Consider the following 24923-nt stretch of genomic DNA (forward strand, 5'->3'; position numbering starts at 1 on the left):
GCATCCTGGATTCAAAATTAACAACAATTTATGATCACTAAAGAGCAGGTTTTAAAGGCCTTGAGCAACGTAGAAGAGCCGGATCTGGGGAAAGATCTGGTTACGCTGAACATGGTAAAAGATATAGAGATTGACGGTAATAAAGTGAAATTTACCGTGGTGTTGACCACCCCGGCGTGTCCGTTGAAAGATATGATCCGGAATGCCTGTGTGAATGCGATTCATATGCTGGTGAGCAAGGAGGCGCAGGTAGAAGTTGTCATGACCGCCAATGTAAACACCAAAAGAGCCGGGGGACAGGGAATCTTGTCTAAGGTGAAAAATATTATCGTGGTGGCTTCTGGTAAAGGGGGGGTAGGTAAATCCACCGTAGCAGCCAACCTGGCCCTGGCTTTGGGCAGGGATGGCGCAAAAGTAGGACTGATGGATGCCGATATTTACGGACCATCCGTACCTATTATGTTTGGTTTGCGCGGCGAACGCCCAATGATGGTGAATGTAGATGGTAAGGGGATGATTCAGCCAATAGAAAAATACGGCATCAAAGTAATGTCTATTGGGTTGCTGATCGATGAAAGACAAGCCGTTGTTTGGCGCGGTCCTATGGCCAGCAGTGCATTGAAACAATTTATTACCGATGTATTCTGGGATGAACTGGATTACCTGATCATAGATATGCCACCAGGAACTGGTGATATTCACCTGACACTGGTGCAAACTGTGCCTGTGACCGGTGCGGTGATCGTTACCACGCCGCAGGATGTGGCCCTGGCCGATGCCAAGAAAGGTATTGCCATGTTCCAGGGACAACAAATCAATGTGCCTATCATTGGTTTAGTGGAAAATATGGCCTATTTCACACCTGCTGAGCTACCAGAAAACAAATATTATATTTTCGGTAAAGATGGCGGTAAGCACTTGGCGGATGAAATGGAAATTCCATTCCTTGGCCAGATTCCGCTGGTACAAAGCATCCGCGAAGGTGGGGATCAAGGGGTACCTGCTATGGCTGGTGATGAAAAAGTTACCCGCAAAGCATTCCTGGATGTTGCCGGCGCTGCGGCCCGTAGTATTGCCATGCGCAATGCCAACATAGCACCTACCAAGATTGTGGATATTATAGTTTAGCCTAAAGCATAAAGCAAAAAGCATAAAGCTATTGTAAAGAAGATATCAGCGAATTGCGTTAAGTGATATATCGCGTTTGTCTTCGTTGCAATAGCTTTATGCTTTTTGCTTTGCGCTTTCTGCTATTAAAAAATATTTTATCTTTCCGCTTGATGATCATAACCATAAAAAGAAATATCTTTAATTCATCTGCCTCAAAAAAAGTCCAACATTGTCGGTAAACCACAACTACCACAGTGAATATTTAAAGTTGTTTTTCAATTATAGGTAATCATAATATGTTTAAAGCAGCGTCAATGCTTAAGTTTTACTTAACTTTGCGCCCCAAATTAACCGACTATGAATCGACAGGAATTGGTGAATCTGATTAAGGAAAAGCAATCTTACCTCTGTGTAGGATTGGATACAGACATACAAAAGATTCCAAAACACCTGCTTTCTCATGCAGATCCGGTGTTTGCCTTTAATAAGGCGATTATTGACGCCACAAAGGATCTTTGTGTGTCTTATAAGATCAATACCGCCTTTTATGAAAGTATGGGCATCCGCGGCTGGGAAAGTTTGCAACGCACGGTAGAATATATCCCTTCGGGTATATTTACCATCGCAGATGCCAAGCGTGGAGATATTGGCAATACTTCCACCCAGTATGCCAAAACATTTTTTGAAACTTACAAGTTCGATGCGGTGACCGTGGCGCCTTATATGGGAAGAGACAGTGTTGAACCGTTTTTACAGTTTTCTGAAAAATGGGCAATTGTGCTGGGATTAACTTCCAATGAAGGTAGCCGGGATTTCCAGTTGCAGCCCGTTGGCGACGGATTTTTATTTGAGAAAGTACTGAAAACCTGTATGGAATGGGGTACTCCCGATAACATGATGTTTGTGGTAGGTGCAACGCAGTCTGCTTCCCAGTTGGGATATATCCGTAAACTGGTGCCTGATAACTTTTTCCTGGTGCCAGGTGTAGGAGCACAGGGCGGCAGCCTGGAGGAAATTTCCCTGCAAGCCATGAATAAAGACTGTGGCCTGCTGGTGAACGCCAGTCGCGCGATTATTTATGCCGGCAATGGAGAAGATTTTGCAGATGACGCCAGGAAAGTAGCCCGGCAATACCAGCTGGAAATGGCCAGCTACCTGAATAAAATGGTAGCTGCTGTATAATTTTTTTTTAAGGAAATTGGTATTTGGTTGTTGTATATAACGATAACAGAATACCAATTTTTTTTATTTAAAAACACAATTCTTAGCGGTCCACCAGGGTCTTATACTGAAACTCAGTTGTCCTGCTTTTACTGCCGGATCCTGGTTTACCAGCGATACTACTTCTGCACTGTCTTTACAATCCATGATAAAAATGCCCCTTAATGCGCCATCATCGCCGAAAGGACCTGCCACCAACAGCTTCCCGGCATTGGCCAGCTGGCGGATATTTTGAAGATGACCTTTCTGAAGCTGCGCCGCCAGCGCAGTGTCATTGGTCCGATGGGCGCCCCTTTCCAGGAAAACCATCCAGTAACGTTTTAGATCATAGTTAGCGCCAGGATTTACTTTTGGGGGAAATATTTTCAGCGCTGCTGATTGTAATGGTCTGGGGTGAAATGACAACATCACAATGACTAAAAATCCCAATAGCAACAGCGCAGGTAGAACTTTGCTTGCCATAACTCCCGATTTTGAAGGAAAGGTACGAAATTCCCGCTTTCCACTTATTTTCTTACATTGAGTATCCTAAACCTGTAGTTCATGCAACAAGATTTGTTTCAGTCACCGGATTATTTTGGCGTAGATGAGTTGTTGAAGGAAGAACATTTGTTAGCCCGCGATGCGGTAAGGCAATGGGTGAAAAAAGAAGTATCCCCTATTATTGAAGATTATTGTCAACGCGCCACTTTTCCTTCGCAGATATTAAAAGGATTGGGGGAACTGGGATGTTTTGGTCCTACCATTCCGGCTGAATACGGCGGCGGTGGAATGGATTATATTTCCTACGGTTTAATGATGCAGGAACTGGAGCGTGGTGATAGCGGGATTCGTTCTACCGCATCCGTACAGGGTTCGCTGGTAATGTTCCCAATTTTTACTTTTGGCAATGAAGCACAGAAACGGAAATATCTTCCCAAATTAGCCACTGGCGAAATGATGGGTTGTTTCGGCTTAACAGAGCCGGACCACGGTTCTAATCCGGCCGGTATGCTCACTAATTTCCGTGAAGATGGCGATCATGTAATATTGAACGGCGCTAAGATGTGGATTTCCAATGCCCCCTTTGCAGATATTGCCGTAGTATGGGCCAAGGATGAAGCAGGCGTGATCCGCGGGCTGATCGTAGAAAGAGGCATGGAAGGATTTTCGACCCCCGAAACAAAAGGAAAGTGGAGTTTACGTGCCAGCGCTACCGGTGAACTGGTGTTTGACCAGGTGCGTGTTCCAAAAGAAAATATTTTACCGGGTGCCAAAGGATTAAAAGGCCCTTTAACTTGCCTTTCCTCTGCCCGCTATGGTATTGCCTGGGGAGCGGTAGGCGCTGCTATGGATTGCTATGATACTGCACTGCGTTATGCAAAAGAGCGGGTACAGTTCGGCAGACCCATAGGTGGTTTTCAACTAACCCAGAAAAAGCTGGCGGAGATGGTGACGGAAATTACCAAAGCGCAGTTGCTCAACTGGCGTTTAGGTGTATTGAAAAATGAGGGTAAAGCTACGCCTGCGCAAATTTCCATGGCCAAGAGAAATTCCTGTGAAATAGCCGCCAATATTGCCCGGAATGCCCGCACTATCCTGGGCGGTATGGGTATTACCGGCGAATTTTCCGTGATGCGCCATATGATGAACCTGGAAAGTGTAATGACTTACGAAGGCACCCACGAAATACATCTACTGATCACTGGTATGGATGTTACCGGTTTAGACGCATTTAAATAGCAATCGATACAGAGAGCAGCACTTGTAGCTGCTTTCTCTTTAAATACCATGACGAAATTATTTTTACTGGCAGGCGCCTTGTTATGGGCCCCTGCCGTACGGGCGCAGCAATCGTCCAGGAAACTGATGGCCTGTGAAGGAAAGGCGCAGGGCACCTATTACATTGTGAAGTATCTATCTGCCGACACTGCTTCCCTGCAGCCACGCATTGATTCCATTTTTCGTGTTATTGATCAGTCTTTATCCTTGTACCAGCCAGGGTCTATCATTAATCAGTTTAATGAAGCCGGTCGGGTACAGATGGATGAGCATATGAAGGCGGTGATAGAAAAGGCATTATCAACGAATAAAGCCACTAATGGCCTGTTTGATATTACAGTGAAGCCTCTGGTATACCTATGGGGATTTGGGGTCACTAAACCGGGCTTTAAAGGCGTTCCGCCAACAGACAGTATTAAGGCTGCCCTGTCGTTAATAGGGTCCCGTTATCTACGGGTAAAAGGAAATGAACTGTATACGGTAAAGAAGGGCGTACAAATAGATTGCAATGGTATAGCACAGGGATATACGGTAGATGTAATCGGGCACTTCCTGGCGTCGTTGGGTATTGAAAATTACCTGGTAGATGTAGGAGGGGAGTTATGTGCCCGCGGCCACAATCACCTGCATAAAGTATGGAGTGTGGGGATAGAAAGACCATCGCCTGGGGATACCACCTACGAGCCTGTGCAGGGGCTGGTAAGATTGCCCGATAAAGGAATAGCTACCAGCGGCAATTACCGTCGTTTTTTTGACCAGGGACGCACCCGCTTTGCGCATACTATTCATCCGCTTACAGGAATTGCTTTACACAATAACATTATCAGTGTAACGGTAATTGCGAAAGATTGCTTTACCGCCGATGCATTTGATAACCCATTAATATTAATGGGAGTAGATAAAGGGATGGTCTTTATTGACAGGCACCCGGAATATGGACTGGAAGCGATTTATATTTATAAAGACAAAGACGGAACTATCAAAGAGGCTTTCAGTAAAGGCTTTAAGCAGTACATGGAGTTCTAAAAAAATGTCCCATCCGCTGTAATAACGGATGGGACCCTCGCTCACATTTCTCACAGTATATTGGTAAATCGGATATTAGTTCAGATGGAACTTCAATCCTATATTGCCTTGCACGCTGTTGAAGTTGGTGATGTCGTTGTATTTGTACGGTGCATAATTGTAACGTACATTGGCATTAAACATCAGTGGAGATGCCTTGCCGAACGGCACGTTGATACCAATTTCAGGGCTTACTAAAAATTGCCAGCTATTATTCTTCTCTACAAACTCACCCCAGTACTTTTCATAATTCATACTGGCTGCACCCACGCCAACCGTTGCATATGGGATAACGGCAGATTCAGGTTTAGTAAATGCATAGCTCACCGTAGCCTGTATCGGAATTACTTGTAATGTACGTGTTTGTACAGCAGATACATCCCCTTGTTTGTCGGGATACACTGCACGCGGCAGCTTTTCGTAAAAGTCCTGGTAACCGGAGCGTAAACCTACAGACCACTGGTTATTCAACATATATTGTAACCCGGCGCTCCAGCCACGGAAGCTGGTTTTGTCGGAATAATCCTTTAACGAGCCAAGGGGTTGTGCAATGGAGTAATTGACATCCACTGATAAAGGTGGACGAACCTGCGCGGATACTGCCTGGGCAGTAAAGCAGCCTGCAAAAACCAATATCCAGTTTATTATCTTTTTCATCTTCCTGTCAGTTTAAAAGTTCGTGATCAGCATTATTTGTTTGTCAGGTAGGGTGATTGGGCGAAAGAAGCCTGCACCATGGAATCGATATTATCGATATTCCATACACCTGAACCGCGCCAGAGGGAATTCCATACGGCAACAAATTTGCTGTTTTTCGGATTTTTGAGATCGAAGGCATCGATCGCAACCTGTTTCTCATTTACGCGGTATACCGTGTAATAAGAAGGCCAGTACCAACCACCACCGGGATAGCCCCAGTAGCCGGGATCCCAGTAGCCCCATCCACCCCACCATCCTGGATTCCAGGAGATGGCGCTGTAGGAATTGTCGATGCGGGTAAGATTAATTCCAAGGTCTGGTTTCGCATTTTTACTCACCAGGGTGTAACCTTTTTGCTGCATGGCAGCGGTTACAGATGCAATCAGTTTTTTGTCGTAATCCGTCAACGCTTTTTTAGCGCTGTCGCCAGCCAGTGTCAACACCGCTACCGAGTCTACTATGCTAAAAGTTGAATAGGCTTTGAAGTTGGCGGTACTATCGTGATTGGTAATATAGATCCGCGACTCCTCGTTGGTCATGTCTTTCAAAGGATCTTTCCGACAACTGCTGAATGAAACCATCGCCACCACCGCGGCAGCGGCACTGAATAAAAACAATGTTTTTTTCATGTCCGAGCGTATTAAATTTAAAAATAGATTCTACAAGGTTAACGTTCATGTAGCCAAACAGGTTTGAATTCCTGACAATCATGTTTTCCGTTGTATTCCCTTCTTGAACGGTTTAGATAGCTGATTGTTACAGGAAGTTTAGCAGTGGAGTGTTAATGAAATCTTAAAGTGAAAAAAGGGCTAACAAATTCAGTTATTAATAAAGTGCATTAAACGATAATAGATCTTTTTTCTAATTCATTTTTTAACTGATGTGAATTTTCAAATAAAATGCTGTCGATGCCAAACTCACGCGCAGCAATAACGTTGCGTATGTTATCATCGATAAATAATGCCTGTGCTGCCGGGACCTGGTAACGGTCGAGCAACAACTGATAAAAAGCATGGCTGGGCTTACGCATTTTTTCTTTGCCGGATACCACGATGCCGTCAAACCAATGAAGAGAAGGGTAGATGGCCCACGCAACGGGGAATGTTTCGTCAGACCAGTTGGTGAGCGCGTACAATTTATATTGTCCGCTTTCTTTCAGCTGGTGTAATATGTTTTTGGTGCCTTCTATTTCGCCACCGAGCATTTCCTCCCATCTGCCATAGTAGGCGCGGATATTGGTTTCATGTTGCGGAAAACTTTTTATCAACAGGGAGGTACCTTCTTCGAGGCTTCTGCCTTCGTCTTGTACTTCATTCCAGTCGGATGTACAAACATCGCGCAGGAAGGTTTCCATTTCTTCTTCGGAAGAAAAAATTTTACGGTAGAGATGACGGGGATTCCAGTCTATCAATACTGCTCCCAGGTCAAAGATAATGGTGCTGATAGGTTGAGGCATAGATGCAGATATGTGTTTTAAAAATTAATGTCAGTCCAGTAATTCATCCGCTGCATCTTCCAGCAATTGCAGGTCTACTGAATCGCTGCCAGCAATACCTTCAATAGATCCCCTGATATGAGCGGCGTTGAGTAATACTTTTTCCAGTTGTTTTTCACGGGCCTTCCAGAGTTTTTCCATGGCATCGCGTTCCCGTTGTATGGACAGTTTCATGGCCATAAATCCTTCCCGGATAGCTTTCCATTGCTCGGCAAACTCGCCACCGGTGAGGTATTCATAGAGCATGTGCATTTTGTCGCCTTTGTTTTCCTGGGAGCGGAGTTTACTGGAAATTTTGATGATGCCATCGCGCAATACATGGGCGAGCGCTTTGGCTTCGGCGAAAGTACAGATCCAGACGCCATCTTTTTCACCAAATCGTTCCATATCTTTCGGCATGGTTTGGGTAACGAGTATGGCTACTTCCACACCCTGGCTGCGCATATCGGCTTTGAGTTTTTCTACCCAGTCGCGGGTAAACTCCTTAGTGCGTTTACTTTCGTAGATAATCCGACCACATTCCTGGCCGTATTGGTTACGTACCAATTGGATACAATCCGCTCCCCGCACGCCTTTACCCACGGGCGTAATTTCATCGAAGGGAAAATGGGTACGCAACATTTCTTCCAGTACCAGTTCCTGCGCTTCTCCCTGCAGTTGAGTAGAACCTTGCTCTGCTTTACGCTTCATTTCTTCTGCGAGTTTGCGTTGGTCGTCGAGTTGTTTTTCCAACTCTCTTAAGCGCATATGGTATTCTGTATCTTTCAGCGCGTTGCGTTCCGCTTCTTCGCGGCGTATTTTATCAGCGAGCTCTGAGCGGGCTTCCAGCAGTTTCTTTTGCAGGTCTATTTCCAGCTCCTGCTCCCTGGCTTTTAGTTCCTGTTCTTTACGCAAGAATTCCAGCTCGTGTTTCCTGGCTTCTTTCAGCTTTTCTTCCTGCTCCAGGTTGGCTTCCTTCAGTATTGCCAGTTGGTTGTCGAGATCAGCGGTGATAGATTTGCGTAATTCGGCTTCCAGGTTTTCCTGCAGCCGTTTTTTCTCCGCCAGTACGCGTTTGGTGACTTCCTCTTCCTGCTGTTGTTTGAGCAGGTCTATTTGCCGGCGTTCCTGTGTCATCCGGTCTTTTTCCGACTGGAGTGTATCTTTTTCTTCCTGGAGGGCTTTCAGGCGTTTACGCCATTCACCTTCCATTTTACCGCGCATTTCTTTTTCGATATCCGCTGCAAAGGCATCCTCCATGACAAATTGGTGCCGGCAACTGGGACAGGTAATTGATGTTCCCATAGTATTCAGTAAAAAAATTACGTAAAGATAGGGGATTGGCAGCCGGAATAAAAAAGGAAGGGATTTTCACCACCTTCCTTGTCAATCAGCGTTAAGAAGAACAAACAATAGGTAAGAGGTTTTCCCGGATAGCAGCCGGGGGTAGGGATATGCATGTAAATTCAATCAATATTGTTAGTGGCATATTAAGCGAAGGTTAGTTAATTGTTAAGGATGATATTTATAATTTATATAATGAGTTTAGTTGATCGTCAGTTCGAGATGGGAATAGTAATAGCCAGGAGAGCCGGCGGCAAATTTTACCGGTCCTTCCACCAGCAGGGAGCCGTCGGTAGATCTGATGCGGATTTTCCACTGGTTAGAGCTGGGATGTTGTACATCCAGCAGGGCTACCTGCTCTTTTTTTATGAATACAGTTTTTTGAAAGAGGCCTGCTCCGCTTACCGTCCAGCTATGGGTAACAGACCTCACCACGCCACTGTCTTTTTCGGATGCCGTATATTTTATGGGACCAAAAGGTACGTTGGTTTGAGATTCTACTTCATAAATCACCTGGAGCATGTCTGAAGGGGCGGTATCGTTGGATTTTTGGCAGGATAGCTGCATGCAAAACAGCAAAGCGGCCAGGATACCAGGCAATAGATTTGTTTTCCGGAATTTCAATATGATATGTTTTTGATTTGATAACGATAACAAAAATGTGGTAGTAAGGTTTACATTATTTGGGGTAAACTTTTAGGTAGTTATTTCCTGACTATAGAATCTGAAGCGGTATATGTTATCACCATTTTAACGGTTATTGATGATAATATGCATCATTTGTATTTGGACAATGAATATAAGATTTGAAGTATGGATGCCTTTTGATGGGATACATTTATTAGTTTATCTATCAAATGAAAAAAGGCGAAAAATCACTTTTTAAGTAATTTTTCGCCTTTGGTGCGAAGGAGGAGATTCGAACTCCCAAGCCCTTTCAGGCACTACCACCTCAAAGTAGCGCGTCTACCAATTTCGCCACCTTCGCATCTGGTAGAATGGGGTGCAAAAATAACGGCTTTTTTGAAATAAGCAAATTTATTTATTCATCTTTTTCTGAAAGACTGATTATTTCCTTAGTACGATACGGAAAGTGGTGCCTTTATTCAACTCGGAGGACTTAACATATAGCCGGCCCTGGTGGTATTCTTCAATGATACGTTTGGCTAGGGAAAGCCCCAGGCCCCAACCCCGTCTTTTGGTGCTGAATCCGGGTTTGAACACTTTTTCGAAGTTCATTTTAGAAATACCTTTACCGGTATCGGCAACATCGATGGTAATGAAAGTAGAATGATTTTCTATGAAGATGTCTATTTTCCCTTTACCTTCCATGGCGTCGAGTGCATTTTTCAGCAGGTTTTCCACTACCCAGTCGAAAAGTGGGGGAGATATCATAGCGGGGAGTTCCTCTTCCATGCTGTGCACCTGGAGTTGCACTTTCTGAGGGGCTCTTTTGCGGATATAGTTGGTCATGTTTTCGATCTGTGTAACAATATTCGTTTCTTCCAGCTTAGGTACGCTGCCTATTTTGGAGAAACGGTCGGTAATCAGTTTGAGGCGGTCTACATCTTTCGATAGTTCGGCTACGATGGTAGTATTGGCTTCATTTTCCCGCAATATTTCCAGCCAGGCTTCCATGGAAGACAGGGGAGTGCCCAGTTGATGGGCCGTTTCTTTAGCGAGTCCTACCCATACCTGGTTTTGTGTGGCACGATTGGTGCTGGAAAGGGCGAAAAGTACGATACCGATGAAGAGGGTTACTACAATCAGTTGTATATAGGGATAGTAGCGGATTTGCCGGAGAATGAGGGAGTCGCCGTAATAAATGTAGTTATACAGTTTTTGTTTGGCGTCGACCTCCATGATAAAGGGGGGATGTTGTTTTTTGAAGGCTTTGAGCTCCTGGGGCAGGAAATTGGGATCCTGTACAATCCTTAGGGAGTCGAAGTTGCGGCTATCCAGTATTTTTCCTTCTTCGTCGGTCAGTATCAGGGGGATAGTGGTATTGTTGGTAACGATATCGATAGCAAGGTTTAAGTTGGCATCTGTTTCGGTCCGTAGCAGCTCACGGTTGGCTTCTACCCAGGTGGCTACTTTTTTTCTTTCTTCGTCCTGGATGTTTTTCGACAGATTACTGACGAACCATATGGTGGTCCCGATAATGAGCACTGCTACGCTGGTCAGTACGAACTTCCATCCTATAAACTGTTTAAACATACTCCTAATTTAAGCCTTATTCGGCTTTCCTGATTCTGTAATGATTGGCAAATATTAAAATCCTTTGTTGCATATTTGCATCTCAAAAAATAATTATTCACGCATAAACGTCATATCAGTTGCCCGTATTGCCATCAGTAGCAGTTGTTATTTTAAATTGGAACGGAAAGGCTTTCCTGGAGAAGTTTCTGCCGTCGGTATGCCGTTCCACTTACGGCAATTTGCAGTTGGTATTGGCGGACAATGCTTCTACCGACGACAGTGTAGCGTTTGTGGAGGCGAATTATCCACGGATCCGGGTGATCCGCAATGCCCGTAACGACGGTTTTGCGGGTGGTTATAATGATGCTTTGCAACATGTAACGGCCGACATCTACGTATTGCTGAACCAGGATGTGGAGGTAGAAGCCGGCTGGATAGAGCCAGTAGTGGCTCTTATGCAGGAAGATCCGCGGATTGCGGCCTGTCAGCCTAAAATGAGGGCTTACCTGCAGCCGGACGAATTCGAGTATGCCGGTGCTGCCGGTGGCTGGATGGATTTCCTGGGATATACCTTCTGCCGGGGGCGTATTTTATATACCGTGGAAAAAGACTACGGGCAGTATAACGACGCCAGCGATATTTTCTGGGCTACCGGTGCTGCGTTGTTTATCCGTTCTGAATGTTTCCACCAGATGGGTGGCTTTGACCGCGACTTCTTTGCCCATATGGAAGAAGTGGACCTTTGCTGGCGTTTACAGCGGGCCGGCTACCGTATCTGCTACTGCCCGGATTCGACCGTGTTTCACGTAGGCGGTGGGAGCCTGCCGCAGGGAAACCCCCGCAAGCTCTATCTCAATTTTCGGAATAACCTGATGATGCTGTGGAAAAACCTGCACAGCGAGGACCGGTGGATAGTGTTGGTACAGCGCTTCTTCCTGGATATCCTGGCAGGGGTGAAAAGCCTGGTGGCCGGGAAGCCGAAGGATATGGCAGCCATATACCGGGCTTACCGCGATTACTATCGCTGGCGCCGTAAATATGTGAAAAAGGATAATTTACCGGAAATGAAACTGATGAAAATGACAGGAGTATTTCATGGTATTATGATCTGGCGCTATTATTTTTTGAGGCGCAAGAAGTTCTCGGAATTGATATAAGGGATGGTTTGGGAGAAAGATCACCCTGTCTTAAAATTACTGCCGGGGAAAATTCGAAAATTTCAAAATATTATGTAGGTTTGCACCGGAAATAAACTGATTATGGAACAGAATACAGTAGAAAATAAGAATGATATTACCTTAGATAAGGTTTCCCGCTCCCGCTGGCTTTTTTACGTGCAATTGTTTTGTTTTATAGCTTTCATGCTGGGTGGTTGCTATAATCTTTACAAACACAAATATCCAGGTAAGCCAGATGTAAAGGTACAGGAAAGCACACTGTATAATCCAAAATATAAGTAAGCAACTGCTTCAACATAATTATCCTACCTCCACCGGTTTCCGGTGGAGGTTTTTTATTTTCCGGATTTCCCTATTGCGTAAATGAATTTCCCGATCCGATGCCTGTTTATATGGCTTTCGCCAGACTTTTGTATCTCCGGCAGATATAGCCCGGCGGAAGTAATATGTTTAAGCGAACAGATAAATTAAAGAAGCAATCGTCCAAATCCAGGTTCCGTATTGTAGTAGATAAGTTGCACCTTTGGCTGGGCCTGGGATCGGGCCTAATTGTGCTCATCATTAGTATCACCGGCTGTTTATTTGTTTTCCAGAAAGAAATCAATGATTACTATTACCGCAAGCAGTTGTTTATCGTCCCGCAGCAAACACCAGTGCTTCCGCTGAGCGAGCTGAAAAAGACGGCCCAGGCGACCCTGGGAGCCGATAAAGCCATCCTGAGCATTACTACTTATACCCATCCTGATCATGCCTGGGAATTCCTGGCTTATAAAGGCAATGATACGGCACTGACCTATTTTGGCGGGGTGGAGTATTACGACGTGGTTTTACTGAATCCTTATACCGGCCAGGTAACAGGGAAGATCGACTATAAGCACAATTTCTTTTCCATTGTGAAGGCGATCCACTGGAGCCTGTTGTTGAATACGCCTTATGGCCAGCCCATTGTAGGCTGGAGCACTTTCATTTTTGTGCTGTTGCTGATCACCGGTTTGATCATGTGGTGGCCTAAAAAGTGGAATAAAGCTAACCGGGAAAAGAGTTTTAAAGTTAAATGGAAGGCCAGTTTTAAGCGGGTAAACTACGACCTGCACAACGTGCTGGGTTTCTATGCGCTGATTATCGCCCTGGTGATGGCGCTAACGGGTATGGTATGGGCATTTACCTGGTTCCAGGCAACCGTATATGTGGCGGCTGCCGGTACTACCACGCCTCCCGACAGATCGGTAAAGGAGTCTGCGAAAAGTACGGTTACCCTCACGCAAGACCCGCTGGATGCTGCATTCGGGCGGGCGCAGGGTATCCTGAGAGGCGCCCGCCGGATATTTATTTATCCCGCCAGGGGAGAAAAAGGGGTTAACCTGATTGGCGGATATAAGGGGAAAGAAACATACTACGGATCGGATGAGTTGCAATTTGACCAATACAATGCAAAGCTGCTGGGAAGGCGTAATGACGCGCATAAGAACCGGGGAGAACGGTTGATAGAAATGAACTATGATATTCACGTAGGCGCCATTGCCGGATTACCGGGAAAGATCCTGGCTTTCGTTATCAGTTTTATCTGTGCTTCGCTGCCGGTAACGGGCTTTTACATCTGGTGGGGGCGGCGGAAGAAGTCGAAAAAGAGGACGGTGATGGTGCGGGGAGCCGCTGTTACTGACCCGGTGTAAATAAAAAGTATTCTATTTTTCGTTGTAAATGCTTCACTGTATTGTGTTTCAGGAAGTTGTTATACCTTTCCGTGCAAAGTTTTTTAAGAAAAGTTTGAAAAAAAATTTTGTGTTTTCAGTCCGTTTCCTATCTTTGCAATCCCAACGAAAACGCCGCCGGGCAAAGCAAACGAACGGATGCGCTTAGTCTGGGAAGATCTTAAAATAACGAAGTTCTTAATACCTGCGAAAGTAGCTCATTTGGTAGAGCACGACCTTGCCAAGGTCGGGGTGGCCGGTTCGAGCCCGGTCTTTCGCTCTGATATTCGTGAGGGATAAACGAATATAAACATCCGGTGATTGATCCGTCATAAGTTGATGATCCGTTGATGCAAACACAGGTCCCGAAGTTCTTAATACTATGCGAAAGTAGCTCATTTGGTAGAGCACGACCTTGCCAAGGTCGGGGTGGCCGGTTCGAGCCCGGTCTTTCGCTCTTTAAGCCTGATTGAAGATCATTCAATCAGGCTTTTTTTATGTCCGGAAGTCTTCCGGCTAGTGGAACAATAAAGGCACAAAGGGAATAAGCATTTCCTTTGTGCCTTGCTATTATTTGTGAGTAGGTGTTTAATAGTCGCCGGAGGCGCCACCACCGCCACCGCTGCCACCGCCAAAATCCATATTGTTCCCCGGTGTATGGGCTACGGGCGCATAGGTTTGCGCAATGATGAGCGACTCAATTTTTAGTTTATCTGCCAGGGAAGGATCTGCATCTTCTTCATAAGTGAATCCGTGGTGCGGTACTTTCAGGTAGCGGATCAATGCCCAGGCGCCTACCGTTAACACCAACCCACCTAATACCATGGCAGTTTCCAGTGGCATTACGCTATGATATACACGGATGGTAAATACGATGGCTGCCAGCAATATCATGCCGGTGCGTAACAGGATTGTATCTTTTTTGCGGATGCCGAGATAGAGGTATACAAGGGGTACTATCACTGTATACGCCCAGAAGAACGATGCGCCGGGAATGCTTTGCCCTGGCTGTAATTGGAGATCGAATAGTTCATTGCTCAGCTCCCGTACAACAAAGTAGTTGCCCGCTAAATATAATGTCAATAACGAAAGTACGGATACCACTGTTAAGCATTGGCGGTAATGTTTACAGGCAGGCTGCGCAATTCCTTTCCTGCACGCATAATATACGAGCAGCGAAAGCCCCATGATTAAAAAAGGGATCACCGTTCTGGAAACGACTCCTGTTCTAAGTGTTAGTACAAATGTAAGTGCCACCAGAGCCAGGAAAGCTGCTGTTGCCATGACCATATCCGCAAAGCGGAGTGTAGCCATCAGCGTTAGCCCCAGTATCACCAGGCTCCAGATAAGCATAGAGTCGGTACCGTAAATAGCGAGACTACTCAACAGGAGCGATACCGCGCACCATAGTAACGCATCATCAACACCGGCGCGGAATAATTTCTTCTCCCGTAAAAATAATTCCAGCGCACCATAGCACAGGAGAGCGGCGAATATACAGAGGCCGCCAAAGTTTTTTTCATCTTTCATTGCCGACAGCGATACCAGCGTGATGAATCCCAGTGAAAGGCCTACAACAATGAGCGTGAGGATAAAAAGCCCTGCCCGGATAATAGGATTGGGCGTATAAAAGTTGACCGGATGTGCGGTAATAATAGCCTGGTAAGCAGCAGCATCGATACAGTCTTTTCGCAGCGCTTTTTCCGCTTCTTCTTTTATATCGAGATTGTTGAGGGTATCGTTATTATACGCGAGCATGTTTCATTTTTTTGTTGAGGTTAATCAGGAGCAGGATCACGGCGATGGCAGAGCCAATCATGTACAGTAGGCCAATATATATGGCGCCAATGTCCTCGGTGGCAAGGAGTAAACGCCCTACCAGTATGCTTAGACCAATATAGCCATACAATACAGTGATCAATACAAAGTAGAAGGAGCCTTCTTTAAACGCCTGCCGGAAAATATAGACAGCCACCAGCATCATGGCGCCAAGCCACAGGAGCCACTGCCAGTCGAATATAAACATGGCGGCAATGCAGGCAATAAAAAAAATGTGTGCGCCGAAGTTCTGGTACGTAAAGGCGAAGTGCTTTTTGATATTTTTCCAGCCGGACAAAGTCGCCAGCAGCAAAAGAAATATGCCCAGTAGTGCGCCGGTGACCACAATTCGTTCGTTGCTGAAATCGTTGGCAGAAAGCAGTTGAAAAGGTGTTACTGCAATGCCCATCCAGGCGGCGAGGTTAGTAATAGCCATAGATAATACACCCAGGTGATCGAAGTAATAGGCGCTGAGTGTAAGTATGGCCAGGGGAATGAAAGTGGCCAGTCCGTAAGCGGTGCCGAAGGTATTGTACTGGAACTGCAGGTACCCGATAAAGGTCACAAAAGTAAGACAACCTAACAGCAACGCATAATCGAAAAAGGCATTGGGAGCTTTTACCTGTTGCCAGGAGAAGGGCAGCTTTTGCCGGATGCAGTAACCGAAACAGCCGGCACAGATCACGCCGATGATCAGCAGGATCACCTGGTGGCCGATGGTATCTATATTTTTATAGATAAGGATGCCGAGGCCGCCGCTGAGTAGTAATACGCCGAGATACAGCAATGTTTTGATTTCCCAGTGAACGGAAAACAAGCGGTGAGCTTCACTGCTTTTTACAGCATCCAGCGCAGTGTCGTTGATCAGTCCTTCCGCATGGAGATTTTCAAATACTTTAATGTTCATAATTGGAGTTAAAGAGCGGGTAATTGACGATTATAATACCTGCAATATACGATATCAGTACATAAAAGTATATATTGTGATGTAGTCCTGTAGCGGAACAGGCGAGAATAAAACGCATTACAAAACACGTTATATGAAATTGTATCAGGCAGAATTATTGGCTGCATTGCCCGACGAACTGGGAGAAGGAGCTTGCTGGTGGCCCGAAAGAAACAGTTGGTGCTGGGTGGATATATTAGGGCATAAGATTTATTTGAGAGATGTTGATGGCCGGCAGCAAGCCTTTGATGCAGGTACTTATGTAAGTACACTGGTACCGGTAACGGGTCGCAATGAGCTGCTGGTGGGGTTGAAAGACGGCGTGGCTTTTTTTTCGCCGGAGCATGGCATAGGGCCGCTGATAACAGTATTGCACGGAGCGCCACAACTGCGTTGTAATGACGGGAAGTGTGATCCGGCGGGCCGTTTATGGATAGGCACTATGCAGATGCCGGCCGCCGAAGGCACCGGCACGTTGTATTGTATTGCCGGCAAACAGGCGCCGGTAGTGAAGTTGCGGAGTGTTACCATTTCCAATGGGTTGGTATGGAGGGGTAATAAAATGTATTACAACGATACGCATACGGGGACGGTACAGGAATTCAGTTATGACGGGCAGACAGGAGAAATTGTATTTACACGTATAGCGGTAAAGGTGCCTGAGGAGCTGGGCTACCCGGATGGTATGGCGATAGATGCCGATGGTATGTTATGGGTGGCGCAATGGGGTGGTAGTGGTGTTTATTGCTGGCATCCTGATACGGGAGCGTTGTTGGCTAAGGTGGAGGTGCCGGCGCCGCATGTGTCGTCTTGTGCTTTCGGCGGGCCAGACGGTCATGAAATGTTGATTACCACGGCGCGGGAACATATGACGGCGGCCGAGATAGCTAAGTATCCCTTGAGTGGCAGTGTGTTTCACGTGCGTCTTCCTGTTAAAGGCATGCCTGTCAATTACTTTAAGTATTAATTATTTCTACATATTAATGTTTCACAGTATTCTCCTGTTTTATTAGTATATTTGCAGGCGGAAAGAGCTTTTTTAAGGTATTTTAATACCAACCATGCTATCTTATTTCAACTTCCCTTTTGCATAGGATACTTCCCATTATTACGCTACTTCGAGGAACATTGTGTAAAAATAATTATGATCATGAAGGATTTTAAAATCATTGACAACAAAGAAGCCAGGCAGTTTGAAGCGCATATCGCAGGACAGCTGGCGAAAGTAATTTATGAAAGAAACGGTAGCCGTATTTTCCTGACAGGAGCTGAGGTACCGCCGGTGCTGGAAAAGCAGGGAGTGTTACCAATGATGCTGGGTAAAGTGATGGAGGAAATTTCAGCACAGAATATCCGCATGGTGCCTTCCAGCAAAAAAGTGGCAGAATTTGTACGTAGCCATCCGCAGTGGAAATCATTGCTGGCGCATGGTTTGCACATATAGTTCTTTGTTGGTTACATTTGACATTTAGTTATTTAATTATTTGCCGACGGTCAACATCTACAGAATATAGAATGGCGGAAGAAACGGTAAATGCTTCACATCAGGCAAATAACTAAATAACTAAATATTCAAATGCCCTCATTACCTGATCCCCAATTTCTCTTTCACAGCCGGCATGAGGTCGTCGGATGGTGCGGATACTAATACCGCGTCTCTGGAGTTATCAATCACGAGCGTGTAGCCTTTTTCGTTAGCCACCGCCTTTAAAATCTTTTTAGCTTTATCTAATAATGGTGTGAGTAATTCCTGTTCCCTGGCAGCGATGCTCTGGTCAGACATCTCCTTGTATCGTTGAATGCTGGCCTGGGCAGATTTCAGTTCTCCAGTTTTTACCTCCAGCATGTTCTGGCTCATAGTTTTACTGGCACTGTCAAATTCTGCCAATTTTTTCTTGTATTCTTCTATCAGTTGTTGCCCGTCTTTGTTCAGCTTGTCCTGCAGCAGATTTAAGCTATCGTTCGCCAGTTTGCTTTCTGGCATCAGCCCGATCATTTCCTGAAAATTGATATAGCCTGTTTTGGATTGAGCGGAAAGAACAGTACTTCCCATCAGTAATAAGAAAAGTGTACAGATAATTTTCATCGGGATAATTTCCACAATATTAATCGTCCAGTTGTGAAATATTCTTTAAGATGAATATAATGTAATGTTAAAGTGACAAGAAAAGATTAAGCGATAAAAAAGCCATGAAATAGCGATTGGTAGCGGAACGTGTCGGATTTTGACGGGCTTTATAAGCATCGCACATTTCTTTTAAATTGGGTATAATTAATTGAAAAACAACGTAATGAATGCTTGCTCCACGAAAGTTTCCGCCCATGATCTCTTCTCCGTGAAAATTATTAGTAAAAGCGTAGGGGTAAATACCTCCATGGGTGTCGTATAATAAATCAGTTCAATTGGCAGAAGGAATTATATTTGACGTTAGATATCAAACCCTACGCATGGAATTTAGGCATCCGGGTACTGCAGTACCGGAAATAGAAAACTCATTAACATTTGAACAGGTTTTTAAAACTCATTTTAAAGGCTTGCATGCGTATGCATGTACATTATTGAAAGATGAAGTGATGGCAGAGGAGATGGTACAAAATGTGTTTTGTAAACTCTGGGAAAAGTCCGGCGATATCACCATTAAGCAATCTGTTTCCGGCTACCTGTACCGCGCGGTATATCATGAGTGTATCAACTATATCCGCCACCAGAAAGTAAAAGCCACGCATCAGGCACATACCAAATACCAGATGAGCAATGATCATAATACCGGCAATACCTCCGGTAAAGTAATATTAAGGGAGCTGGAAGAGAAGCTGGAACAAGCATTACAGGCACTTCCCGAAAAATGCCGGACCGTTTTTCAGCTGAGTCGCTTTGAAGAACTAAAATACCAGGAAATAGCTGACCGCCTGGATATCTCTATAAAAACCGTGGAAAATCAGATGGGGAAAGCTTTACGCTTACTACGACTCAACCTGGTAGATTTTCTGCCTTTGTTATTAATTTTGCTCCACCTGTAAAAGTGAATCTGTGAAACAACAACCTGACAATATAAACGATGATTTGCTGGTGAAATACCTGCTGGATATCACTACGCCGGCGGAAAAAGCAGCGGTAACAACATGGTTGGCAGAGAAGGAAGATCATCAACGTTATTTCGAACACTTCCGGATTATCTGGGAAGAAAGTAAAAAGCTGGCGGTAGTAAGTACCGTGAATGAGCAGGATGCCTGGATGCGTTTTCAACAACGGGTAGGTACCAACGAAAGCAGTACCCGTATCATAAAGCTTGATACCAGCGCTTCGCCCTGGCGCAGTTTCCTACGCATCGCCGCTGTGCTCCTGGTATTAATAGGCGCCGCCGGAATATGGTTTATTTCTCAAAGGGGCGCCAATGTTCCCACCATTGTGCGTTCGGGGGTAAAGATTAAGCAGGAAGTACTGCCCGATGGCTCTGAGGTAACGCTCAATAAGCAGTCTACCATCACCTATGCCGCCAACTTTAAAAAGGAAAGAAATATACACCTCACGGGAGAAGCATTTTTTAATGTTGCCCAGGATCCCGGGAAACCTTTTACACTCAAGGTAAACGACGTAACGGTAAAAGTGCTGGGTACTTCGTTTAACGTAAAAAGTATCAATGGGAAAACAGAGGTAATCGTTGAAACCGGCGCAGTAGAAGTGAGTAAACATCATAACAGCGTACAGCTGAAACCACATGAGAAAGCCATCGTAACCGACGACGAAGCTGTACCCACCAAGCAAAGTAACACCGATGAGCTGTACAATTATTACCGTACACAAACCTTTGTATGTAATGGTACACCGCTGTGGAAACTGGTGGATATCCTCAATGAAGCGTATGGCGTAAACATTGTTATTGCCAATAGTAGCAAACGTGATTTGCAGATAAATTCTACCTTCACCAACAGTTCGCTGGATAGTACATTAAATGTAATCGGGCTTACTTATGAGATCACTGTGGAAAGGCAGGGATCACAAATCATCTTGAAATAATAGCCGCTGTATTGTATGCCACTATCCAAGTCATTGCTAACCTTGTTCGTTGTTTGCGTGTTGTCGCTTACTGCCGGCGCCCAGGGCTTATTAAACAAGACCGTGCGTGTTAATGTGAAAGACCGCCCGCTGGCCGAAGTATTGACCACCATCAGTAAGCAGGGACATTTTTATTTTTCGTACCTGACAACTGTATTGCCCCAGGATAGCCTGGTGAGCATATCCGCAACGGATAAAACAGTAAGACAGGTGTTAGATCTTTTGTTAGATGGGGACTACATCTATAAAGAATCTGGTAATTATATTATTCTCTTAAAGAAAACGACCGGACAAAATTACTACCTGGTCACGGGCGTGGTAACGGACAAAAGCACAGGGCAGCGACTACCTAATGCCAGCGTGTATGAACGAACGCAACTCATTTCAACACTTACCAACAGCGATGGTTATTTCCGGCTGCGGTTAAAGGATAGATATCCTACCGCAGCCATCAGCGTTAGTAAGGACCTGTATGCAGATACTTCGCTGTTATTGAGCACCGGGCGTGACCAGGACGTGGAAGTGAGTATTTCACCTACTACCTATCAGCTTAAAACAGTGGATATCACCGGGCACCAGGTGGAGAAAAGATGGTTTGGTAAAGTGTTTCTGTCGCCCCGGCAGAAATTAACCAGTTTAAACATTGGCGCCTTTTTCGCCGACAAGCCTTACCAGTTTTCACTTACGCCGGGCCTGGGTTCTCACGGGAGAATGAGCGGGCAGGTAGTGAATAAATTTTCATTTAACCTGTTAGGTGGCTATGCTGCCGGGGTAGATGGATTAGAGGTGGGTAGTATTTTCAATATCGTAAAGCATGATATGCAGTATGTGCAGCTGGCGGGTATCTTCAACATTGTAGGTGGTAAAACCCACGGCGTACAACTGGCAGGGATTCACAACAACGTGCTGGATTCCATGAAGGGCGTACAGGCATCTGGTCTGAGCAATATTATAGAAGGAAGTATGCGTGGCGTACAGTTGTCGGGTGTAGTGGGCCAGGTGTATAAAAATATGACGGGCGCGCAGGTACAGGGTGTGATTGGTATTGTACGGCAAGACATGAATGGATGGCAGGTAGCCGGTATACATAACTACAGCGGCGGTAACATGGGAGGCGTACAGGTGAGTGGTATAACCAACTATAATCGTCATGATGCAGACGGCGTGCAGGTAGCCGGCGCCGGTAATATAAACCGCGGAGTGATGAAAGGCGTACAGGTTGGGAGCTTGTTTAACTACGCGAGGCGGGTAGACGGCGTACAGATAGGGTTGGTGAATATTGCAGATACCGTAAACGGATATAGCATCGGGATCGTTAATATTGTGCGGAAGGGATATAAGAAAGTAGCCTTGTACAGTACCGATCTATTACCTTTGAATGTGGCCTGGAAAACCGGTGGCAGCAAGCTATACAGCATTTTGCTGGGAGGTTATCAACCGGGTCTTCACCAGCGCTGGGCCATCGGATATGGCATTGGAAAAAGGATTCCTTTCAGTAAAGTATGGGCGCTAACCACTGAAGCTACTGTGCAGAATTTTTTCCAGGGCAGCTGGAATTATAAATCGGAGCTGTACACACTGCAGCCTGCTATCAATGTGCAGTTGGCAAAAGGTATTAGCTTATTTGCCGGACCTACGTTTATGGTGGGAGAGAATGGTAAGGATAATAAAATATCTCCCAATTATCATTATATACGCGTGGATAACCGCTGGCTGGGCTGGCAGGCAGGTATCAGCATTTTTTAATTTTTTACCGGATTGGTATAGGGGTAGAAGTTCCTCAACGTGTCGTTATGCTGTACGTAATAACAAACATAGTATGAGAACGATTTATTCCCACAGCAGCATCATTTATTTAATCATTGCCCTTTTTTTCTTTGCCGGCAATAGCTTTGCGCAAACGCCACTGACCAGCCCGGCGCATATCGGTTTAGTATATCCGTTGAGCAGCAATGGAAAAAATGCAGCTGCTTATACCAATCATTTTTCTTTACATATTATTGCCGGCTTATCCAAAGCAGAAACAGGAGTAGCCATTGCCGGCATTTCCAATATCATTAAAGAGCAGGCTACCGGTGTACAGATTGGTTGTTTTTCCAATCATATTGGTACTACTTACCATGCCGCTACCATTGCAGGATTTATGAATCATGTGAAAGGAAATGCGGGTGGTGCAACATTGGCAGGATTCCTTAATTTAATAAATGGTAATGTAAATGGTTTCCAGGGAGCAGGCTTTGCCAACCTGGGCGCTAAAGACGTGAATGGTACGCAGATGGCCGGTTTTATCAATACTGCACAAAGTAACGCACAGGCGCAGCTGGCAGGGTTTTCCAACATCGTTAAGGATAAAGCAGCTGTGCAGGTAGCTGGTTTTCTCAATAAGGCCGATACGGTACAACACCAGATCGCGGGATTTATCAATATTGCGAAAAAGGTGAAAGGTGTGCAGGTAGCAGGTTTTATCAATATTGCAGATAGCAGTGAGTATCCTATTGGATTGGTGAATATTGTGAAAGGAGGAGAAAAGCAGGTGAGCGTATCGATCGACGAAACCATGACTACTATTGCTGCTTTTAAATCTGGTGGCCGTGTTCTGTATGGCATACTGGGCATAGGATACAACCTGAAAGATAACCCCAATCCGCTGTACGCGCTGCAGGGTGGTATAGGCGCGCATTTACCGTTGACGGCTCATTTCCGGATCAATGGAGAGGCATTGAATACCGTATTGACAGATTTTAAGAAAGGCTATTATCATCGTCAAACGGTGGGCATTTTTCCTGCCTACCGCTTTGGCAACCGGGTGGAAATATTTGCCGGTCCAACCTTCAACTTTGTGAGTACCAAGCATGATGTTGGCCGCGATTTAGTCAGTCATTATATCTGGTCGGAAGATGTGAGCCGCAACCGGTTCCATGGAGCGTATATTGGCGCTGCCGGGGGAATACAGGTAACGCTGTAGAGAGCGGGAAGCCCAAAGCTATTGACGTGAATAATGCCGGGATGGTGACTGCATACCCGTTGCATGATGGCGTTTTTGTGGAGCGCAGGCGGGGTGTTCGGGAAAAGAATGGCAGTTCCGTGTCGAGGCTTCTTTTATGGCATTGTATTTGGAGAAAATCTGCTAAACGCATCATTTATGAAAACATGGCTTTACCTACCGCTGCTCCTACTAGGTTTCATTTTACCTGGTTGCACCAAGAAAACCACTGAAATCGTCATTCCAAATCAAACTGTTTTATACGAAATAACGCCGGATGCCTGGGGATATGATAACAACACCGGTACCTACTTTTATTCTATTCCATTGCCTGAGTTAAAGGGGGTAAACCAAACTGATGGTGTGATTGTATCTATGGCCCGATATGATGCCAGCGGCCAGACACCGCAGGCGTATGAATTATTACCGCAGGTATACAATAACCAGTCTTACTTTATCATCCACGATGACGCTAACCTGGAAGTAGATATCAAAGGTATTAACGGCGCTGCTTCTGTTAAACCAGCTACCAAAGTAAGAGTGAAGATTGTATTAATACCTTCCGTTAACTAGGATACAGCCAGCTTTACCATTTCTCAACATACATATACAGGGCTCCTGCGAAAGCAGGGGCCTTTTTTATTATGTTTGCAATAAATCCCCTTTATGAGTGCACCAGTCGTATATAATCAGTTGGCCGGACAACGGGTACAGCGTATCGAAGCCCTTAGCGACGGCGTATTTGCTATTGCTATGACTTTGTTGGTATTGGATCTGAAAGTACCGGTAGCTAATGCCCTGCAATCGGAAAAGGAAATGCTGAAAGAGTTGCTGGCCCTGGGCCCCAAGATTGCCACCTACTTCGTGGGTTTTATGACAATGGGTATCTTTTGGGTGGGGCAGTCGGCGCAACTCACTTATATTGAAAAAACGGACCGGCGCCTTACCTGGTTGTCGGTATTTTTCCTGGCTTTTGTGTCATTGTTGCCCTTTACCACTGCGTATCTCAGCGAGCATCTTCAGGCTAAAGTGGCCATTGGTTTGTATTGGGTTAATATTTTCATGCTGGGGCTCATTCTTTATATACATTGGCATTGTGCCTATGGCAGCGGTTTGGTAAGTGCAAAAGGGGAGCAGGGGGCTGCGGTGAGCAGGGCCATGTTACGGCGCATTGTACATGCGCAGCTGCTGTACGCAGGAGGCGCGCTTCTTGGTATTATCTTCCCCGTGGTGAGTGTGGGTTTCATATTTCTGGTGCAACTGAACTACGCCACTGCCTATACGACTTTTATTAAAAAGCTTTTTCAGAAAGGCCGTAACAATAACATAACTACCACTCCTCATTGATAGTTGCGGATAGCCCGGATTTTTTATTAT

At 45.4% G+C, this 24923-nt stretch carries 24 protein-coding genes and 3 tRNA genes; 16 read left to right on the forward strand and 11 right to left on the reverse strand.

Going from position 1 to position 24923, the window contains the following annotated elements; genetic code table 11:
- Positions 1-30 precede the first annotated feature (30 nt).
- Both HGH90_RS24770 and pyrF read left to right on the forward strand, forming a co-directional pair.
- Positions 31-1128, forward strand: a complete 1098-nt coding sequence (locus tag HGH90_RS24770) for an Mrp/NBP35 family ATP-binding protein (RefSeq protein ID WP_168766401.1) — start codon at positions 31-33, stop codon at positions 1126-1128.
- Positions 1129-1467: 339 nt separating this feature from the next.
- Positions 1468-2292, forward strand: coding sequence for an orotidine-5'-phosphate decarboxylase (gene pyrF / locus HGH90_RS24775; protein ID WP_168766402.1), 825 nt, complete (start codon positions 1468-1470; stop codon positions 2290-2292).
- Positions 2293-2355: 63 nt separating this feature from the next.
- On the opposite strand, the gene HGH90_RS24780 is transcribed toward pyrF, so the two are convergent.
- Positions 2356-2793, reverse strand: a complete 438-nt coding sequence (locus HGH90_RS24780) for a YciI family protein (protein WP_169192098.1) — start codon at positions 2791-2793, stop codon at positions 2356-2358.
- 81 nt (positions 2794-2874) lie between these two features.
- On the opposite strand from HGH90_RS24780, the gene HGH90_RS24785 reads away from it, so the two are divergent.
- Positions 2875-4053, forward strand: coding sequence for an acyl-CoA dehydrogenase family protein (locus HGH90_RS24785; RefSeq protein ID WP_168766404.1), 1179 nt, complete (start codon positions 2875-2877; stop codon positions 4051-4053).
- Positions 4054-4101: 48 nt separating this feature from the next.
- Positions 4102-5118: an FAD:protein FMN transferase gene (locus HGH90_RS24790; RefSeq protein WP_168766405.1), complete on the forward strand. Its 1017-nt coding sequence runs from the start codon at positions 4102-4104 to the stop codon at positions 5116-5118.
- A 75-nt stretch (positions 5119-5193) separates the two neighbouring features.
- Here the strand turns inward: HGH90_RS24790 and HGH90_RS24795 are convergent, their stop codons facing one another.
- The 7 genes from HGH90_RS24795 to HGH90_RS24825 form a co-directional block, all read right to left on the reverse strand.
- The gene (locus tag HGH90_RS24795) at positions 5194-5814 is read right to left on the reverse strand and encodes an outer membrane beta-barrel protein (protein WP_145671802.1); all 621 of its coding nucleotides are present in this window, start codon (positions 5812-5814) and stop codon (positions 5194-5196) included.
- 32 nt (positions 5815-5846) lie between these two features.
- Complete coding sequence (locus HGH90_RS24800; protein WP_168766406.1) at positions 5847-6485, reverse strand: DUF4136 domain-containing protein; 639 nt, start codon at positions 6483-6485, stop codon at positions 5847-5849.
- Between the two features lie 209 nt (positions 6486-6694).
- On the reverse strand, positions 6695-7312 hold the full coding sequence (locus HGH90_RS24805; protein ID WP_169192099.1) for an HAD family hydrolase: 618 nt from the start codon (positions 7310-7312) through the stop codon (positions 6695-6697).
- A 30-nt stretch (positions 7313-7342) separates the two neighbouring features.
- Complete coding sequence (locus HGH90_RS24810; protein ID WP_168766408.1) at positions 7343-8635, reverse strand: DUF2130 domain-containing protein; 1293 nt, start codon at positions 8633-8635, stop codon at positions 7343-7345.
- A 240-nt stretch (positions 8636-8875) separates the two neighbouring features.
- A complete protein-coding gene (locus HGH90_RS24815; RefSeq protein ID WP_168766409.1) occupies positions 8876-9298 on the reverse strand; it encodes a hypothetical protein in 423 nt (140 codons plus the stop codon).
- A gap of 277 nt (positions 9299-9575) precedes the next feature.
- A tRNA-Leu gene (locus HGH90_RS24820) sits at positions 9576-9662 on the reverse strand.
- A gap of 80 nt (positions 9663-9742) precedes the next feature.
- Entirely contained in the window at positions 9743-10891 is a 1149-nt protein-coding gene (locus HGH90_RS24825; RefSeq protein WP_168766410.1) for a sensor histidine kinase, read from the reverse strand.
- Positions 10892-11010: 119 nt separating this feature from the next.
- Between HGH90_RS24825 and HGH90_RS24830 the strand changes: the two genes are divergently transcribed.
- The 4 genes from HGH90_RS24830 (at position 11011) to HGH90_RS24845 (ending at position 14199) form a co-directional block, all read left to right on the forward strand.
- Complete coding sequence (locus HGH90_RS24830; RefSeq protein ID WP_168766411.1) at positions 11011-12030, forward strand: glycosyltransferase family 2 protein; 1020 nt, start codon at positions 11011-11013, stop codon at positions 12028-12030.
- A gap of 467 nt (positions 12031-12497) precedes the next feature.
- Complete coding sequence (locus tag HGH90_RS24835; protein WP_169192100.1) at positions 12498-13724, forward strand: PepSY-associated TM helix domain-containing protein; 1227 nt, start codon at positions 12498-12500, stop codon at positions 13722-13724.
- Positions 13725-13949: 225 nt separating this feature from the next.
- A tRNA-Gly gene (locus HGH90_RS24840) sits at positions 13950-14022 on the forward strand.
- A 104-nt stretch (positions 14023-14126) separates the two neighbouring features.
- A tRNA-Gly gene (locus HGH90_RS24845) sits at positions 14127-14199 on the forward strand.
- Positions 14200-14330: 131 nt separating this feature from the next.
- On the opposite strand, the gene HGH90_RS24850 is transcribed toward HGH90_RS24845, so the two are convergent.
- Both HGH90_RS24850 and HGH90_RS24855 read right to left on the reverse strand, forming a co-directional pair.
- Entirely contained in the window at positions 14331-15500 is a 1170-nt protein-coding gene (locus HGH90_RS24850) for a hypothetical protein (protein ID WP_168766413.1), read from the reverse strand.
- The gene (locus HGH90_RS24855; protein WP_169192101.1) at positions 15487-16467 is read right to left on the reverse strand and encodes a DUF2157 domain-containing protein; all 981 of its coding nucleotides are present in this window, start codon (positions 16465-16467) and stop codon (positions 15487-15489) included. Before HGH90_RS24855 ends, HGH90_RS24850 begins: the two co-directional genes overlap by 14 nt.
- A gap of 133 nt (positions 16468-16600) precedes the next feature.
- Between HGH90_RS24855 and HGH90_RS24860 the strand changes: the two genes are divergently transcribed.
- Entirely contained in the window at positions 16601-17473 is an 873-nt protein-coding gene (locus tag HGH90_RS24860; protein ID WP_169192102.1) for an SMP-30/gluconolactonase/LRE family protein, read from the forward strand.
- 183 nt (positions 17474-17656) lie between these two features.
- The gene (locus HGH90_RS24865; RefSeq protein WP_168741240.1) at positions 17657-17950 is read left to right on the forward strand and encodes a GNAT family N-acetyltransferase; all 294 of its coding nucleotides are present in this window, start codon (positions 17657-17659) and stop codon (positions 17948-17950) included.
- A gap of 141 nt (positions 17951-18091) precedes the next feature.
- On the opposite strand, the gene HGH90_RS24870 is transcribed toward HGH90_RS24865, so the two are convergent.
- The gene (locus HGH90_RS24870) at positions 18092-18592 is read right to left on the reverse strand and encodes an OmpH family outer membrane protein (protein WP_168766416.1); all 501 of its coding nucleotides are present in this window, start codon (positions 18590-18592) and stop codon (positions 18092-18094) included.
- 362 nt (positions 18593-18954) lie between these two features.
- Here HGH90_RS24870 and HGH90_RS24875 point away from each other — a divergent pair, with 362 nt between their 5' ends.
- From HGH90_RS24875 to HGH90_RS24900, 6 genes are all read left to right on the forward strand, one after another.
- Positions 18955-19527 carry an RNA polymerase sigma-70 factor gene (locus HGH90_RS24875; protein ID WP_169192103.1) on the forward strand — a complete coding sequence of 191 codons (573 nt, stop codon included), beginning with the start codon at positions 18955-18957 and terminating at the stop codon, positions 19525-19527.
- Between the two features lie 10 nt (positions 19528-19537).
- On the forward strand, positions 19538-20524 hold the full coding sequence (locus tag HGH90_RS24880; protein ID WP_169192104.1) for a FecR family protein: 987 nt from the start codon (positions 19538-19540) through the stop codon (positions 20522-20524).
- A gap of 15 nt (positions 20525-20539) precedes the next feature.
- Positions 20540-22309 carry a carboxypeptidase-like regulatory domain-containing protein gene (locus HGH90_RS24885; protein WP_169192105.1) on the forward strand — a complete coding sequence of 590 codons (1770 nt, stop codon included), beginning with the start codon at positions 20540-20542 and terminating at the stop codon, positions 22307-22309.
- 73 nt (positions 22310-22382) lie between these two features.
- Positions 22383-23528, forward strand: coding sequence for a hypothetical protein (locus tag HGH90_RS24890; protein WP_168766421.1), 1146 nt, complete (start codon positions 22383-22385; stop codon positions 23526-23528).
- A gap of 177 nt (positions 23529-23705) precedes the next feature.
- Entirely contained in the window at positions 23706-24119 is a 414-nt protein-coding gene (locus tag HGH90_RS24895; protein WP_168766422.1) for a hypothetical protein, read from the forward strand.
- Positions 24120-24212: 93 nt separating this feature from the next.
- Complete coding sequence (locus HGH90_RS24900; RefSeq protein ID WP_168766423.1) at positions 24213-24893, forward strand: TMEM175 family protein; 681 nt, start codon at positions 24213-24215, stop codon at positions 24891-24893.
- Positions 24894-24923: the final 30 nt, after the last annotated feature.

This window comes from Chitinophaga sp. Ak27 (assembly GCF_012726295.1).
In the GTDB taxonomy this organism is placed as follows: Bacteria; Bacteroidota; Bacteroidia; order Chitinophagales; family Chitinophagaceae; genus Chitinophaga.

Coding starts and splice junctions, on each gene's coding strand:
- HGH90_RS24855 (WP_169192101.1), bottom strand. CDS start 16,467: ATGAACATTAAAGTATTTGAAAATCTCCATGCGGAAGGACTGATCAAC.
- HGH90_RS24870 (WP_168766416.1), bottom strand. CDS start 18,592: ATGAAAATTATCTGTACACTTTTCTTATTACTGATGGGAAGTACTGTT.
- HGH90_RS24810 (WP_168766408.1), bottom strand. CDS start 8,635: ATGGGAACATCAATTACCTGTCCCAGTTGCCGGCACCAATTTGTCATG.
- HGH90_RS24780 (WP_169192098.1), bottom strand. CDS start 2,793: ATGGCAAGCAAAGTTCTACCTGCGCTGTTGCTATTGGGATTTTTAGTC.
- HGH90_RS24795 (WP_145671802.1), bottom strand. CDS start 5,814: ATGAAAAAGATAATAAACTGGATATTGGTTTTTGCAGGCTGCTTTACT.
- HGH90_RS24890 (WP_168766421.1), top strand. CDS start 22,383: ATGAGAACGATTTATTCCCACAGCAGCATCATTTATTTAATCATTGCC.
- pyrF (WP_168766402.1), top strand. CDS start 1,468: ATGAATCGACAGGAATTGGTGAATCTGATTAAGGAAAAGCAATCTTAC.
- HGH90_RS24885 (WP_169192105.1), top strand. CDS start 20,540: ATGCCACTATCCAAGTCATTGCTAACCTTGTTCGTTGTTTGCGTGTTG.
- HGH90_RS24805 (WP_169192099.1), bottom strand. CDS start 7,312: ATGCCTCAACCTATCAGCACCATTATCTTTGACCTGGGAGCAGTATTG.
- HGH90_RS24865 (WP_168741240.1), top strand. CDS start 17,657: ATGAAGGATTTTAAAATCATTGACAACAAAGAAGCCAGGCAGTTTGAA.
- HGH90_RS24825 (WP_168766410.1), bottom strand. CDS start 10,891: ATGTTTAAACAGTTTATAGGATGGAAGTTCGTACTGACCAGCGTAGCA.
- HGH90_RS24790 (WP_168766405.1), top strand. CDS start 4,102: ATGACGAAATTATTTTTACTGGCAGGCGCCTTGTTATGGGCCCCTGCC.
- HGH90_RS24875 (WP_169192103.1), top strand. CDS start 18,955: ATGGAATTTAGGCATCCGGGTACTGCAGTACCGGAAATAGAAAACTCA.
- HGH90_RS24785 (WP_168766404.1), top strand. CDS start 2,875: ATGCAACAAGATTTGTTTCAGTCACCGGATTATTTTGGCGTAGATGAG.
- HGH90_RS24850 (WP_168766413.1), bottom strand. CDS start 15,500: ATGCTCGCGTATAATAACGATACCCTCAACAATCTCGATATAAAAGAA.
- HGH90_RS24770 (WP_168766401.1), top strand. CDS start 31: ATGATCACTAAAGAGCAGGTTTTAAAGGCCTTGAGCAACGTAGAAGAG.
- HGH90_RS24800 (WP_168766406.1), bottom strand. CDS start 6,485: ATGAAAAAAACATTGTTTTTATTCAGTGCCGCTGCCGCGGTGGTGGCG.
- HGH90_RS24860 (WP_169192102.1), top strand. CDS start 16,601: ATGAAATTGTATCAGGCAGAATTATTGGCTGCATTGCCCGACGAACTG.
- HGH90_RS24835 (WP_169192100.1), top strand. CDS start 12,498: ATGTTTAAGCGAACAGATAAATTAAAGAAGCAATCGTCCAAATCCAGG.
- HGH90_RS24895 (WP_168766422.1), top strand. CDS start 23,706: ATGAAAACATGGCTTTACCTACCGCTGCTCCTACTAGGTTTCATTTTA.
- HGH90_RS24900 (WP_168766423.1), top strand. CDS start 24,213: ATGAGTGCACCAGTCGTATATAATCAGTTGGCCGGACAACGGGTACAG.